At 42.1% G+C, this 14,640-nt stretch carries 10 protein-coding genes and 1 pseudogene; 8 read left to right on the top strand and 3 right to left on the bottom strand.

The window, feature by feature from the left end:
- Nucleotides 1-112: 112 nt before the first annotated feature.
- From IPJ09_07220 to IPJ09_07190, 7 genes are all read left to right on the top strand, one after another.
- Nucleotides 113-1,456: a sigma-54-dependent Fis family transcriptional regulator gene (locus IPJ09_07220; GenBank protein ID MBK7371217.1), complete on the top strand. Its 1,344-nt coding sequence runs from the start codon at nucleotides 113-115 to the stop codon at nucleotides 1,454-1,456.
- 260 nt (nucleotides 1,457-1,716) lie between these two features.
- Nucleotides 1,717-1,794 carry a potassium-transporting ATPase subunit F gene (locus IPJ09_07215; GenBank protein ID MBK7371216.1) on the top strand — a complete coding sequence of 26 codons (78 nt, stop codon included), beginning with the start codon at nucleotides 1,717-1,719 and terminating at the stop codon, nucleotides 1,792-1,794.
- 122 nt (nucleotides 1,795-1,916) lie between these two features.
- Entirely contained in the window at nucleotides 1,917-3,620 is a 1,704-nt protein-coding gene (kdpA, locus tag IPJ09_07210) for a potassium-transporting ATPase subunit KdpA (GenBank protein MBK7371215.1), read from the top strand.
- An 8-nt stretch (nucleotides 3,621-3,628) separates the two neighbouring features.
- On the top strand, nucleotides 3,629-5,665 hold the full coding sequence (kdpB, locus tag IPJ09_07205; GenBank protein ID MBK7371214.1) for a potassium-transporting ATPase subunit KdpB: 2,037 nt from the start codon (nucleotides 3,629-3,631) through the stop codon (nucleotides 5,663-5,665).
- A 13-nt stretch (nucleotides 5,666-5,678) separates the two neighbouring features.
- Nucleotides 5,679-6,242, top strand: a complete 564-nt coding sequence (locus tag IPJ09_07200; GenBank protein MBK7371213.1) for a K(+)-transporting ATPase subunit C — start codon at nucleotides 5,679-5,681, stop codon at nucleotides 6,240-6,242.
- A gap of 62 nt (nucleotides 6,243-6,304) precedes the next feature.
- Entirely contained in the window at nucleotides 6,305-7,429 is a 1,125-nt protein-coding gene (locus tag IPJ09_07195; protein MBK7371212.1) for a sensor protein KdpD, read from the top strand.
- Nucleotides 7,429-9,156 (top strand): HAMP domain-containing protein, encoded by a 1,728-nt coding sequence (locus IPJ09_07190; GenBank protein MBK7371211.1) that lies wholly within the window; start codon nucleotides 7,429-7,431, stop codon nucleotides 9,154-9,156. The genes IPJ09_07195 and IPJ09_07190 overlap by 1 nt, the downstream gene beginning before the upstream one ends.
- 92 nt (nucleotides 9,157-9,248) lie before the next feature.
- On the opposite strand, the gene IPJ09_07185 is transcribed toward IPJ09_07190, so the two are convergent.
- From IPJ09_07185 to IPJ09_07175, 3 genes are all read right to left on the bottom strand, one after another.
- Entirely contained in the window at nucleotides 9,249-11,513 is a 2,265-nt protein-coding gene (locus tag IPJ09_07185; GenBank protein MBK7371210.1) for a GDSL family lipase, read from the bottom strand.
- 117 nt (nucleotides 11,514-11,630) lie between these two features.
- The gene (gene kduI / locus IPJ09_07180; protein MBK7371209.1) at nucleotides 11,631-12,461 is read right to left on the bottom strand and encodes a 5-dehydro-4-deoxy-D-glucuronate isomerase; all 831 of its coding nucleotides are present in this window, start codon (nucleotides 12,459-12,461) and stop codon (nucleotides 11,631-11,633) included.
- Nucleotides 12,462-12,480: 19 nt separating this feature from the next.
- Nucleotides 12,481-13,236: an SDR family NAD(P)-dependent oxidoreductase gene (locus IPJ09_07175; protein MBK7371208.1), complete on the bottom strand. Its 756-nt coding sequence runs from the start codon at nucleotides 13,234-13,236 to the stop codon at nucleotides 12,481-12,483.
- Nucleotides 13,237-13,423: 187 nt separating this feature from the next.
- Between IPJ09_07175 and IPJ09_07170 the strand changes: the two are divergent.
- Nucleotides 13,424-14,443: pseudogene (locus IPJ09_07170) on the top strand (LacI family DNA-binding transcriptional regulator).
- Nucleotides 14,444-14,640: the final 197 nt, after the last annotated feature.

Below are 14,640 nucleotides of genomic sequence, written 5' to 3'. Positions count from 1 at the left end.
GCTCCGCCTAAATCGCAAATTCATACTGTGCAGTGGAGGTGGAAGCATGTAAAAAAAAATACAGACTGGTCACGGGAACATTACATTTGTTCATTAATGTCAAACCAAAATTTTGAGAAAAGTTTTAATCATAGACGACGAACAAAAGCTCAGGACCCTGCTGGCAAGGATCATCAGCCTGGAAGGATATGAAGTATTACAGGCCGCAGATGGTCGGGAAGGATTGAAAAAATTGGACCAGGCGGAGATCGATGTCGTACTCTGTGATGTAAAACTGCCAGACTCCAATGGGGTGGAGCTTGTTAAAAAAATCAAAGAAAAATATCCCTTGATTGAAATAGTACTTTTGACTGCTTATGGAAATATTCCGGATGGCGTGCAGGCTATTAAAAATGGTGCATTGGATTATATAACCAAAGGGGATGATAATAATAAAATCATTCCTTTGTTAAACCGCGCTATAGAAAAACGGGACTTAGCCAGGCGGGTTTATCAGCTTGAAAAACAATTGGATGACAAGCATTCGTTTGACAAAATCATCGGTCAGTCCAAACCCATTCAAAAAGCAATTGACCTTGCCCGCAAAGTAGCTGGAAGCGATACGACCGTACTGCTGATTGGAGAGACCGGTACAGGCAAAGAAGTGTTTGCACAAGCTATTCACCGCGAAAGCAAAAGAAATAAACAAAATTTTATTGCCATCAATTGTTCTGCATTCAGCAAAGAATTACTCGAAAGTGAGATGTTTGGACACAAAGCCGGAGCTTTCACCGGAGCCATCAAAGATCAAAAAGGGTTGTTTGAAGAGGCTAACCATGGAACTATATTTTTGGATGAGATTGGAGAAATGGCCTTAGACTTACAAGCTAAATTATTGCGTGTACTGGAGTCTGGCGAATTGATCCGCGTTGGTGAAAGCAAACCAATGAAAGTGGATGTTCGCATCATAGCGGCTACCAACAGGGATTTACAAAAAGAAATAGAAAAGGGACAATTCAGAGAAGATTTATTTTACCGGATTTCTGTATTTCAAATAGAGTTACCGGCGCTGCGTGAAAGAGTCATAGATATTAAAGAATTGACCCACCACTTTTTGCAAATATTTTCTCTTAAAACCAATAAAAAAATAAAACCGGTTTCGTCTGATTTTATCGATGCACTTCAACACCATGCCTGGAATGGAAATATACGGGAATTGAAAAATGTAATCGAACGCAGCGTCATCCTGTGCGACGATGAATTGACCTTGGAACACTTACCTGCTGAATTTCAAAGAATATCCGATCGGGTGGGCAAAAACAAAACACTATCAGCTTTTGACCTTGCCAGTGCGGAAAAAATTCATATCCAAAAAGTGCTCAACTATACGAACGGCAATAAAACCAAAGCAGCAGATTTGCTCAATATTGCGCTCACTACCCTGTATAGGAAGATAGCAGAATACCATCTCGACTAAGTCAATCCTTTCAAAATGCTATACCTAACCCTGTCAAAATGAAAGGGTTTGGAGAATTGGCCTGAGGCCTTTTTTTTATACAAATCACTGTCTGTCAATTATTTAACATTCAATTGACGACTTAGGACCAGGATTTGAATCATATATATTAATTAAAACAATGATTCAAAAATGACAACCGGACTTCTTCTTATTTCAGGCATATTGATGTATGTCTTTTTCTTTAAAATCATCGACTGGTTCGATAAAATTTAATACCCATGATGACCTTATTTTTTATCGCTATTGCGGTGTTCGGATATATATGTTATGTACTGCTGAAACCCGAAAAATTTTAATCAGGAACCGATGCAGCATAAATTATGTATTTGCAAGAATCGATCTTTGGTTGTTTGTGAACCCCTTGTACCTATAGCTTATCTCAAAGTTTTATTCAAAATAAATATTTAGAAAACAATAAATGAATACAGAAATTAATGGCATTATACTGATGTACCTCCTGGTCATATTAATGGCAATCCCGTTGGGAAAATATATCGGTAAAATATTCAACTATGAAAAAACTTGGGTCGATAATATATTCGACCCATTGGACAAAATATTTTTCAAATTAAGCGGTGTAGATCCACTCAGAGAGATGAATTGGAAGCAGCATTTGACCGCCTTGTTAACTATTAATGTAGTATGGTTTGTTTTTTCTATGTTCATCCTCACCAATATGAGATGGTTGCCACTCAATCCGGATCAGAACCTATCTATGTCGGGTGACCTGGCCTTCAATACATCGGTGAGTTTTATTACCAATACCAACTTACAACATTATTCTGGTGAAAATGGCTTGTCCTATTTGGGGCAATTGACATTAATGGTATGGCAGTTTATCAGTGCGGGTACCGGCATCGCTATATGTGCTGTGGTTTTTATTGCTATGAAAGCGCGCAGCGCAAGAAGGTATGCTAATTTTTATTCGTTGTTTGTTAGAAGTTGTACCCGCATCCTGCTTCCTATGGCGCTTTTGCTGGCTGTATGCCTTGTATTCAATGATACACCCATGACCTTACAAGGTAAGGACAGTATGATCAGCCTTGAAGGTGATACGGTAGCCGTGAGCCGGGGGCCGGTCGCCGCTTTTGTTGCTATAAAACAATTGGGAACCAATGGTGGTGGATTTTTCGGCGTCAATTCTGCACATCCGTTTGAAAACCCCAGCTATCTGACTAATATACTTGAAAATATATCGATCTTCTTAATCCCTATTTCTATGCTATTCGCTCTGGGTTATGTACTAAAGAGGAGAAAATTGGCATGGACCATATTTGGTGTAATGTCCTTGGGTTTTTTGCTCTTGTGTATACCTTCGATTTTCCATGAAATGAAAGGTAATCCAGCCTTCCGACAGATGGAGATTGCTCAAGACATGGGCAGTATGGAAGGAAAAGAGATGCGCTTTGGGGCTGCTGCTTCAGCCTACTGGGCTATCAACACTACCTGTTCCAGCAATGGCTCGGTAAATTCTATGCATGACAGCATGACTCCATTGACCGGCATGTTCGCCTTATTGGGTATGATGGTAAATTGTTTTTATGGAGGCGTAGGGGTTGGATTTCTAAATTTCTACATTTTTATAATACTGGCTGTTTTCATCAGTGGATTGATGGTTGGCAGAACACCTGAATTTCTTGGCAAAAAAATAGAAGCCAGGGAGATGAAAATTGCCATGATGGTTGCTTTACTACATCCTTTCCTGATCTTAGTTGGTACTGCACTGTCCTGCTATTTGTATACAGGACATCCGGGAGCTTATGCATCATGGCTAAATAACCCGGGACATCATGGTTTCAGCGAAATGTTATATGAATTCACTTCATCGAGTGCCAATAATGGAAGTGGGTTTGAAGGATTAGGCGACAACATGGCATTCTGGAACACCGCTTGCGGACTGGTCATTTTATTAGGGCGATATCTGCCAATTGTTGGCCCTGTGGCCATTGCAGGCATTCTGGCTAATAAAAAATATATCCCGGAAAATGATGGTACCCTGCAAACTGATACTTCCACCTTTGGTTTGATGGTTTTTGCAGTGATCGGCTTAGTGGCAGCACTGGCATTTTTTCCTGCTCTTGCACTGGGACCTATTGCAGAATATTTTTCAATGCCTAAATAATTCAGATTATGACAAAGAATACTTCTCTATTTGCAAAGAACCTGGTTTTGGAAGCATTGAGGCAGGCTTTCATCAAGCTCAATCCTAAATTCATGTTCCGCAATCCGATTATGTTTACCGTTGAAATCGGAACGGCTATCATGTTCATAGTCTGCCTGTGGATCCTGACAGGCAATCAATCACAGGGTGGCATTGGATACAATTTTATAATCTTCCTCGTATTATTATTGACGCTATTGTTTGCCAATTTTGCCGAAGCCATTGCCGAAGCCAGAGGTCGGGCACAAGCAGATAGTTTGCGCAAAACCAGGCAAGAGACACCAGCCCGGAAGATTTCAGCGATTGGAAAAACAGATGATGCCGAGATTATAATTATTCCTTCTTCTCAATTAAAAAAAGGTGATTTGGTATTTTGTGAAGCAGGGGACACTATACCATCTGATGGAGAGATCGTAGAAGGGATAGCCACTATAGACGAAAGTGCTATCACGGGCGAATCCGCTCCGGTCATTCGGGAAGCTGGCGGTGACAAAAGCTCGGTCACAGGAGGTACCAAAGTATTGTCTGATAGAATTACGGTGATCATAACTACTGACCAGGGAGAAAGTTTTTTAGACAAAATGATAGCACTGGTCGAAGGGGCCAGCAGACAAAAGACACCCAATGAAATCGCACTTACCATATTATTGGCGGGATTTACCCTGGTTTTCATTATTGTGACAGTCACCTTAAAGCCTTTTGCCGATTTTGCCGGTACACCGATTACCATTGCAGCCTTCATTTCATTATTTGTCTGTCTGATCCCGACTACCATAGGTGGTCTGCTGTCGGCAATCGGAATAGCAGGTATGGACAGAGCACTTCGTGCGAATGTCATCACTAAAAGTGGTAAGGCGGTGGAAACAGCAGGCGATATTGATGTTTTACTGTTGGACAAAACAGGAACTATCACGATCGGCAATCGGAAAGCTACCCATTTCTATCAGGCTGATGGCATAAATGAAAATCAATTTACTGAAGCAGTTGTATTGAGTTCGATGAAAGATGACACGCCTGAAGGTAAATCCATTATAGAATTGGCCAATGTCAAACCAACACATTTCCAAATTCATCATCCGCGTTACATAAAGTTTACCGCTGAAACTCGGAGTTCGGGCGTGGATTTTGAAAATATTCGAATACGAAAAGGAGCTTCCGATGCGATCAAAAAATTATGTGAAAATGCAGGGCATGAATTTCCCAGAGAAATTGCTGATAGAGTTACGGTCATTTCAAGCAACGGAGGCACACCTTTAGTGGTAGCAAAAAATGAGCAAGTGATCGGAGTCATTGAACTGCAGGATATCATCAAACCTGGAATACAGGAGCGTTTCGAACGATTACGAAAAATGGGAATTAAAACGGTCATGGTCACCGGAGACAACCCCCTGACCGCCAAATTTATCGCCCAAAAGGCAGGCGTAGATGATTTTATTGCCGAGGCTAAACCCGAAGACAAAATGAATTACATCAAAAAGGAACAATCTGAAGGAAGACTGGTAGCCATGATGGGAGATGGCACTAACGATGCACCGGCTCTTGCCCAGGCAGATGTAGGGGTGGCTATGAACAGCGGTACACAAGCAGCCAAAGAAGCAGGCAATATGGTAGACCTGGACAATGATCCAACCAAATTGATAGAAGTGGTGGAAATCGGTAAGCAACTACTCATGACCAGAGGTACTTTGACCACCTTCAGCATTGCCAATGATATAGCCAAATACTTTGCCATCATACCCGCTTTGTTTATAGTCGGCATCCCTTCGCTGGAGGGACTTAATGTTATGAAACTGCAAAGTCCAGAAAGTGCCATTCTGTCAGCGATCATATTCAATGCCCTGATTATTCCTATGTTAATACCGCTGGCATTGAAGGGAGTGCCCTACAAACCAATAGGTGCCAGTGCACTCTTGCGCAGAAACCTGTTTATTTATGGCCTGGGGGGCATACTCCTGCCTTTTATTGGTATAAAAATCCTCGATCATTTTATTTCATTTTTTATTTAATCTTTTGTCAACCATGAAACACAATATTTTAATAGCAATCAGACTTACGCTGACTTGCGCCCTCCTATTTGGTGTCCTCTATACCAGTGTCATCCTGGGCATAGCCCATCTAAGCTCAAATCATGGAAAGGGCGAAATAATTATTAAAAATGGGAAGACCTATTATTCCAATTTGGGGCAATCCTTTACCGATGATAAATATTTTAATTCCCGGCCTTCTGCTGTGGACTATAATGCAGCAGGATCAGGCGGAAGCAATAAAGGCCCATCCAACCCCAGTTATCTCGAGGCAGTACAAGCCCGTATAGATACTTTGTTGGCCCATAACCCCGGCATATCCAGAAATCAAATTCCTGCGGAGATGGTGTGTGCGAGCGGCAGTGGCTTAGATCCGGATATTTCATTTTCCGGTGCTATCCTCCAGGTTAAAAGAATAGCAAAGGTTCGTCAACTAACTGAAGAAGCATTGCGAAAACTAATAGTGAGCCAAACCGAACAACCTTTAGCGGGGCTTTTTGGAGTGAAAAAAATAAACGTGTTGAAATTGAATCTTGCTCTAGATGAACTTAAAGAATAAACTAAGCTACTTTTTTTTATATCCACCTTATTTCAATAATTTATTATCTCTATATGCCGCAAATGACAGAAAAAGATCATACTGTCCAACATTTTCTGGATTTAATCAAAAAATCCAGAAAAGGAAAATTTAAAATCTATGTTGGCATGAGCGCAGGGGTAGGTAAAACTTATCGAATGCTGCAAGAGGCTCATACTTTACTTAAAAACGGTATAGATGTAAAAATAGGTTATATAGAAACCCACCAACGCAATGAGACTCAAGCACTGTTAGATGGTCTGCCCATAGTGCCCAGAAAAAAGATATTCTATAAAGGCAAAGAATTGGAAGAAATGGATCTGCCGGCGATTATCAATCTACGACCTGAAGTGGTGATTGTGGATGAATTGGCGCATTCCAATATCGAAGGAAGCAAAAATGAAAAACGATTTCAGGATGTAATGGAGATATTATCTGCAGGTATCAATGTAATTTCTGCAATTAATATTCAACATATCGAAAGCCTCAATGAGGAAATAAAAGAAATCACTGGAGTGGAAATAAAAGAACGAGTACCTGACAATATTCTGGCCATGGCAGATGAGGTAGTCAATATCGACCTTACCGCGGAAGAATTGATTACTCGTCTAAAACAAGGTAAAATATACCCATCAGACAAAATAGACATGGCACTCCTGAATTTTTTTAAAAGCGACCATATATTGCAGCTTAGAGAGCTGGCACTGAAGGAAGTTGCTTCGCAAGTAGAAAGAAAAGTGGAATCGGAAGTTACTCGCCCCTTTGGGTTGAAACATGAAAAATTCTTAGCTTGTATCAGCAGCAATGAAAAAACAGCCAGAGTCGTGATTAGAAAAACAGCCAGGCTGGCAAATTATTATAGCAGTAAATGGTATGTATTGTATGTGCAGACACCTAAAGAGAGCCTTGATAAAATCACGCTGGCTAAACAAAGGCACTTAATAAATAATTTCAAATTAGCCACAGAGCTAGGGGCTGAAGTTATTAAAGTAAAAAACGCGTCGATTTCAAAGACCATAATAGAAAAGGCCGGTGAAAGAAAAATTACCACCATATGTGTTGGCAAGCCTCACTTGAGTTTATTAAAAATTATTTTGGCCACCCATGTATTTAATAAGCTACTTAATAAACTATCTTCAAACGATATTGACCTTGTAATTCTATCCTAATGAAAATTAAAACTAAATTATACCTGGGAGTAGGTCTGCTGTTCCTGCTCATCTTTATATTGAATATAGTAGCCACATATTATATTAATGCATTAAAAAGCGACACGGAAAATATAATTGCCGCCAATTATAAGAGTTTACAATACAGCCGAAATATGCTTTCCGCATTGCAACAAAAAAATAGGTATGATTTAAAAAAGTTCGAAGCCAGTCTTATAAAGCAGGAAAATAATATCACTGAGATGGGAGAAGCAGAGATTACAAATGAACTGAGGGACAACTATGAAGAATTAAAGACAAACATTTCAGATACTTTGTTCTTAATCAGTATTCACAATAATTTATTTCAAATAATGGATATGAATATGCATGCCATCGAGCGAAAAAGTGATAAAGCAAAGCGTACGGCAGACGAAGCTGTACTCTGGATTGCAATGACTGGCACTTTGTGCTTTTTAATTGCTTTTATTCTATTGGTAAATTTGCCATCCAATATAGCCAATCCAATTAGAGAGCTAACGGAAAGTATCAAACAGATTGCGGCCAATAATTATGCTGAACGGGTACATTTTGAAAGTCACAGCGAATATGGTCAATTGGCTACTTCATTTAATACCATGGCTGTTAAATTAGAGGAATACAATAAAAGCAACCTCGCTAAAATCATGATGGAGAAAAAGCGGATTGAAACATTAATCAATAATATGCACGATCCGGTCATCGGATTAGACAATGATTTAATGATCATCTTTGCCAATGAAGAAGCTATAAATATATCCGGGCTAAAACGATCTGAATTCATCGGGAAGTCTGCGCAAGAATTAGGCATTAAAAATGATTTGATCAGGACATTGGTTCAGGATTTATTCAATGAGGAAAATGAAAATTTATATAAAAAGAGGCCTATAAAAATTTATGCCGGAAATAAAGAAAGTTATTTTGAAAAAGAGACCTTGCATATTTCAATTACCCCTACCGGAGAAAAAGCTCAAAAACTGGTCGGACATGTAATTTTTTTAAGGAATGTAACAGCTTATAAAGAATTGGACTTTGCCAAAACAAATTTCATCGCAACCGTTTCCCATGAATTTAAAACGCCTATATCCTCGATAAAAATGAGTTTGCAACTAATGGAAAAAGATCAAATCGGTCCATTGAATGATGAACAAAAAAATCTGTTGGCCAGTATAAAAGAAGATGCAGATAGACTCTTGAACATTACCGGTGAATTACTCAATATGACTCAGGTAGAAAGTGGTAATATCCAACTCTCTATTTTACCTTCCGATCCGAAAGAAATTTTATTTTATGCCATTAATGCAACTAGGAACGTAGCCGAACAGAAGAAAATTAAACTTGACATTGATTGTCCAGAGCAGATTTCAGAAGTGATGGTGGATAGTGAAAAGACCGCCTGGGTATTGATCAACCTGATCTCCAATGCCATCCGCTATTCTTATGAACATGCTACTGTGTTCCTGTCTATCAGGCAAACTTCACACCATATTCAAATAGCTATAAAAGACACGGGCCGGGGGATTGCACCCCAGTACAAGGATAAAATTTTTGACCGTTATTTCAGAGTGCCGGGAACTGAAAAGGAAGGAACTGGCCTTGGCCTGGCGATAAGCAAAGAGTTTATAGAAGCTCAAGGTGGTCAAATTATGGTAGATAGTGAATTAGGTGTTGGAAGTACGTTTATTTTGACTTTGCTAAAAGCAGTGTAGTATTTGAACTTGTCAAGCCTTCAATAAAATATATCAGACTTAGTTTGCTTTGTTCACCTATTCCCTTGAACGCACACCTACCCTCTACCAATTCATTTCTTCCACTGTACGGCACTTTTCTTTGCTTTCATCAGGAAGGTCGACTTTTCCTTTAATTGTTTGTCCTGGGTATTGCTGATCGTGATAGCACTGGAATTTGCTCCATTCACTTCCATTAAAACAGCTTTGCCAGCAGAATAATCAAACCGGTCTATAGTCAGACCTTCTACATTGTTGAGTTGAAATACTTTTTTATCGGTATTGTAGAGCTTGACATTTTGAAGGGTAATATTTTTAGCTTCCGTGATTTGAGCGCCCTGGGTAGATACAATATTGCTGTTGCTGAGGATGACATGTTCAACCCTGGATTCGGGCAGTCCGCGCATCACGATAGCAGTACCCGCTCCTTGGCAATAGATACGATCCATAAAAAAATTTTTAAATACCGGGGTGGATGCTGCAAAGGGTTGGGCTTCCATGGCGGGCAGGCCCCGGTTTTCACCTTCCAGTGCTACCGGATCTTTGGCTTCGTAATACATATTGAAGCGTATGGCATCACCAAGTATATTGTTCATATTGATGTCAGAGATGAAGATATCTTCCACCACGCCACCCCGTCCACGGGTAGTTTTAAATCTCAAGCCTATATCTGTTCCCAAAAAATTGCAATTATTGACATATAAATGGTGGACACCACCAGACATTTCAGACCCAATGACAAAACCACCATGACCGTGAAACACAGTGGTATTTCGAATGATGAAATTGGAGGTGGCTACTCCACGCTTTCTGCCTTGTTCGTCTCTGCCAGACTTGATCGTGATCGCATCATCGCCGGTATCAAAGGTGCAGCCTTCGACGATGCCATTGGTGCAGGACTCCAGGTCGAGGGCATCATTGTTCTGACCATACCAGGGATTTTTAACATGCACATTTCTCAAGATGAAATGTTCGCACAAAAGCGGATGCAAGGTCCAGGCCGGCGAATTTAAGAAGGTTAGATCTTCTAATAATACATTGGTACACGAAGTCAGGCTAACCATATTGGGTCTGAGAAAATCGCGAATAGCTTCATAATCTGCTTTGGTTTTGCCCTCCGTTTTTTTATTAGTCCAATCGGTATGTTCATGGCCATATTTGGATTGAGCTGATGGATACCAACTGTCCCCTTTTTCATTGACCACTCCTCCCGATTTTACGAGCGTCTTCCATTGGGATTCGGTCAATTTATCTTTTTTGACTTGTTTCCATACCTGACCTGCACCGTCCATGAGTCCTTTGCCGGTGATGGCAATATGGTCGAGGTGGACCCCGGATACAGGCGCCTGGCACCGATAAGCTTCCTGGCCTTCCCAGGTAGTCTGTATCACCGGGTAGTCCTTCCGGTTATCTGAAAATTGAATAAAAGCACCTTCTTCCAGGTGTAGATTGACATGGCTGCGTAACACGATTGGACCGGCTAACCAGAATCCTTTGGGTACCAGGACGACGCCACCGCCTTGATCCGACGCCATCTCTATTGCCTGGTTGATGGCTGGGTGACAAAGCAGGATTCCTCCGCTTTTGGCTCCATACTTTTCTATGTTGAAGGTATCTTTTCTGAACTGCATGGAGTTGACTGACGGGAGTTGGTACTCAAAATTGCCCGGGTAAACCGATTTTTTTAAAAAATTGCGCAAAGGATGACCTGTAGTCACCAATGCCTCAGCAGCCAATTTGGCCATGACACGAGCCCCATATGGTGTAAAATGGGTATTGTCGATCAAGCCATTTGGAAATTTGGCATAGACTCCCGGACGCACATGCATATACAGGTACGTACTGGCACTATCACCTATTTGCTCTAATAATCGCTGACTGGACTCGTGCATATCCAGGAGCGGTACATGAAGTTCATTGGCTACTGCTCTCACCACGGCCGGATACTCTCCGTGCTGATCAATAAACGTGCCATTGGTATCAAATTTTCTCCTATTGATAGGGGTCAGCAGGACAGGATAAGCGCCTTTGGACTGTACTTCGGATATATACCGTTTTAAGTTGGCCCGGTAATCGGTCTGCGCAGCTGCATACCTGGCAGGATCGTCCTGCTTCTGATCATTGTGTCCAAACTGTATAAAAACATAATCACCTGGTTGCAATTGGTTGTAGACCACATCCCAATGACCCAGGTCACGAAAACTTTTGGTACTGCGTCCATTGCGGGCATGATTCTGGATCTCCACCGTTTCGCTGAACAATTCATGAAACACTTGTCCCCAGCCTGTCTCCGGCGCGTCATAAGGATTTTTATTGGCCATCGTACTGTCGCCAATCATAAAAACTCTAACCTTGTCTGGAGTAGGGGCAAAAGCCACCAGGGTCAGCAAAAAGACAAATAACAATAAGTGTTTCACAAGAAGGAGGTTTTAATCAATATTCAAATCAACCATAGGTTATCTCAGGTAGTTGAGGTCTACGGGATCCATATCTGTAAAATCTTTGTTTTCACCAGCCATTCCCCAAATAAAAGCATAGCTGGCCGATCCTGCTCCGGCGTGGATGCTCCAGGGCGGAGAGATGATCGCTTGATGGTTTTGCACCCATAAGTGACGGGTTTCAACAGGCTTGCCCATAAAATGCATCACCCCATGATTGTCTGGAATGTCAAAGTAAAAATATACTTCACTGCGTCGGTCATGGGTATGCGGTGGCATCGTATTCCAGATATTGCCTGCACTCAATACGGTCAGTCCCATGACCAACTGGCAGCTCATGATACCGTCCTGGTGAATATACTTATAGATCGTGCGAATATTGGCGGTGTCTGCAGAACCCAGATTGACCGGGAAGGCTTCTTCTTTTGTAAAATGAGTATTGGGAAAATTAGTATGCGCGGGTGCAGATAATAAAAAGAACCTGGCTGGGTTATCAGTGTCCGCGGACTCAAAGGTCACTTCTTGCGTGCCTTTGCCCAGGTATACACAGCCCAGTCTCTGTACTTCAAATTTTTGCACATCGGCGGTGATGGTGCCGGGGCCACCAAGGTTGATGATGCCCACTTCGCGCCTTTCCAGGAAATATTCAGATTTAAGCTCAGGATAAGTGTGTAAGGTCAAACTCTTAAAGACAGGCAATATGCCCCCTAATATCATCCGGTCGTAGTGGGTATAAGTCATGACACAACTATCATTGATGAATACATCTTCCACCAAAAAATTTTCCCTTAGCTCCAGGGTATTCATCCGTTCCACTTCTCGTGGGCTACTTTCATATTTTGCTTTCATATTATATATTTTATATTATTTATCTTCCCATCCATCCGCCATCGACGGTAAGTATTGTGCCGTGGACATAACTGGAGAGCTCAGAAGCCCCCCCCCCCCCCCCCCCCCCCCGGCCCCCCCCCCCCCCCCCACCCCCCCCCCCCCCCCGCCCGGGCCCCCCCCCCCCCCCCCCCCCCCCCCCCCCCCCCGGGGGGCCCCCCCCCCCCAACCCCCGGGCCAACCCCCCGGTCTTCTCCCCCCCCCCCCCCCCCCCCCCCGGGGGCCCCTTTTCCAAACCCCCCCCCCCCCCCCCCCCGGCGCCCACCCCGTGGACATTGATGCCCCCTTGAAAAGTCAGTAAGGAAGCTGTAAATATGATCTTCCCTTTTCCCCTGGCTATCATATCCGAGCCGATCTCCCTTGCAAGGACAAATTGAGCATTCAGGTTGACTTCTATCACCTGGTCCCAATAGTCATCCCGATGTTCAGCCGAAGGCTTTCGCAGGATGGTACCCGCATTATTGACCAAAATGTCGATAACGGGATGATCTGATTTACACTGGTGGATGAATGAATACAGCGAAGTACGCAGTGTAAAATCTGCTTGATAAGGATAAAATTTTCTGCCCAAAGCCTTGATTTCTAAGGCTATCAAGCTGTCCTGCAGGTCCAGTCGGGCAGATACCCCAATGATATCAGCTCCTGCCTCAGCCAAACCAATAGCCATCGACATGCCTATTCCTCTATTGCATCCGGTCACCAGTGCTAGTTTATGGGATAGGTCTATATTAATCATAATTTACAGTCAAAGGTACTACGCACCAAGAAGGGTTACAAGAATAAGCAATCCTTCCAGAAAGCTTGACAATAAAAGGCTTGTTTTTTTATGCAATCGATATCGGGAACGATCCCAAAGCATATTTTCAAAGAATTTTTTTTTATTGGTACTATATTTACCAGCCTATCTCATCCTTAACTGAGCTATTGAGGAGCAAAATGTAACTATAAAAGATATTGCAAAAATATTGGGACTGTCGAGCTCTACGGTATCCTGGGCTTTACGAGGTAGCCATGAGATTAGCATAGATACTAAAAAACGGGTGCTGGATTACGCTGGTGAAGTGAATTACCAGCCCAATCCTATTGCCTTAAGTTTAAAAGAAAATAAAAGTCGTGCCATTGGGGTGACTGTCACTGAAATAGCCAATAATTTTTTTCCAATGCGATCAATGGCATCGAAGAGATCGCGCAGGAAAGAGGATACCATGTGATGATCCTTCAGACGCATGAGTCACATGAAAAAGAAGTGGACTGCCTTAGACATGCTTTGAGCAGAAAACTGGATGGAGTCATCTTATCCTTATCCGGCAATGCCAGTGAACTAAGTATGTTGAAAGAATTGCAGAAAGATGGATTCCCCATCGTGTACTTTGATCGAGTGCCGAATACCTTTGATGCCAACAAAATCGTGGCAGACAATTTTCGCGGAGCTTTTGAAACTATTGAACATTTAATCCTCTCAGGCCGCCATGATAGCCCATATCACGAGCCCACCCGTACTATCCATCACCAAAGAACGCTTGGCGGGCTACCGGGCAGCTTTGGAAAAATACCATATACCGTTTGACGAAAACCTGGTCAAATATTGTGAATTCGATACCAACACGATTAAACGCATCATCATCGAACTGATTAAAAAGGAAAAACCGGATGCGTTGTTTTCTGCCAGTGACCGCCTTGCGTTGAGTTGTTATGCTGCCGTAGTCGATTTGAAAATAAAAATTCCTGAAGAAATAGCTTTCGTTGGATTTACCAACATCAATGTAGCCCATTTGTTGAATCCGCCCCTGACCACAGTGACACAACCTGCAGAAGCCCTGGGGCGGCATGCTGCTAAGATCCTGCTTGATATATTGGATGGCACCGACAAAAGTGGATTGTTTCACAAAAAGGAGTTGCCGATACAATTGAATATCAGAGCTTCCAGCAACCCGGTGATTTAAAGAAAGCGGGTGTAACCTAAATGGAATAGACCACTATCGATCTATAATGATACAACGATGTTCGTTATCGAACAGCAATTACCAGGTCGAAATACTTAAAATATTAATTATCAAGGATATACGCTTTTGGCATCCCCTATGCATTTGATCCAGTATAGTCATTTTACGAATCATTCGAAAGATGAAATATCCTTGTT

This window comes from Saprospiraceae bacterium (assembly GCA_016709995.1).
Classification (GTDB): domain Bacteria; phylum Bacteroidota; class Bacteroidia; order Chitinophagales; family Saprospiraceae; genus JADJLQ01.
The sequence above is the reverse complement of the archived record's forward strand: the minus strand, read 5'-3'. Positions and strand labels throughout refer to the sequence as shown.

Excerpts from the sequence above, each read along its gene's own strand:
- kduI (MBK7371209.1), bottom strand. The coding sequence starts at position 12,461 with ATGAAAGCAAAATATGAAAGTAGCCCACGAGAAGTGGAACGGATGAAT.
- IPJ09_07195 (MBK7371212.1), top strand. The coding sequence starts at position 6,305 with ATGACAGAAAAAGATCATACTGTCCAACATTTTCTGGATTTAATCAAA.
- IPJ09_07215 (MBK7371216.1), top strand. The coding sequence starts at position 1,717 with ATGATGACCTTATTTTTTATCGCTATTGCGGTGTTCGGATATATATGT.
- IPJ09_07190 (MBK7371211.1), top strand. The coding sequence starts at position 7,429 with ATGAAAATTAAAACTAAATTATACCTGGGAGTAGGTCTGCTGTTCCTG.
- IPJ09_07175 (MBK7371208.1), bottom strand. The coding sequence starts at position 13,236 with ATGATTAATATAGACCTATCCCATAAACTAGCACTGGTGACCGGATGC.
- kdpA (MBK7371215.1), top strand. The coding sequence starts at position 1,917 with ATGAATACAGAAATTAATGGCATTATACTGATGTACCTCCTGGTCATA.
- IPJ09_07185 (MBK7371210.1), bottom strand. The coding sequence starts at position 11,513 with ATGATTGGCGACAGTACGATGGCCAATAAAAATCCTTATGACGCGCCG.
- IPJ09_07200 (MBK7371213.1), top strand. The coding sequence starts at position 5,679 with ATGAAACACAATATTTTAATAGCAATCAGACTTACGCTGACTTGCGCC.
- kdpB (MBK7371214.1), top strand. The coding sequence starts at position 3,629 with ATGACAAAGAATACTTCTCTATTTGCAAAGAACCTGGTTTTGGAAGCA.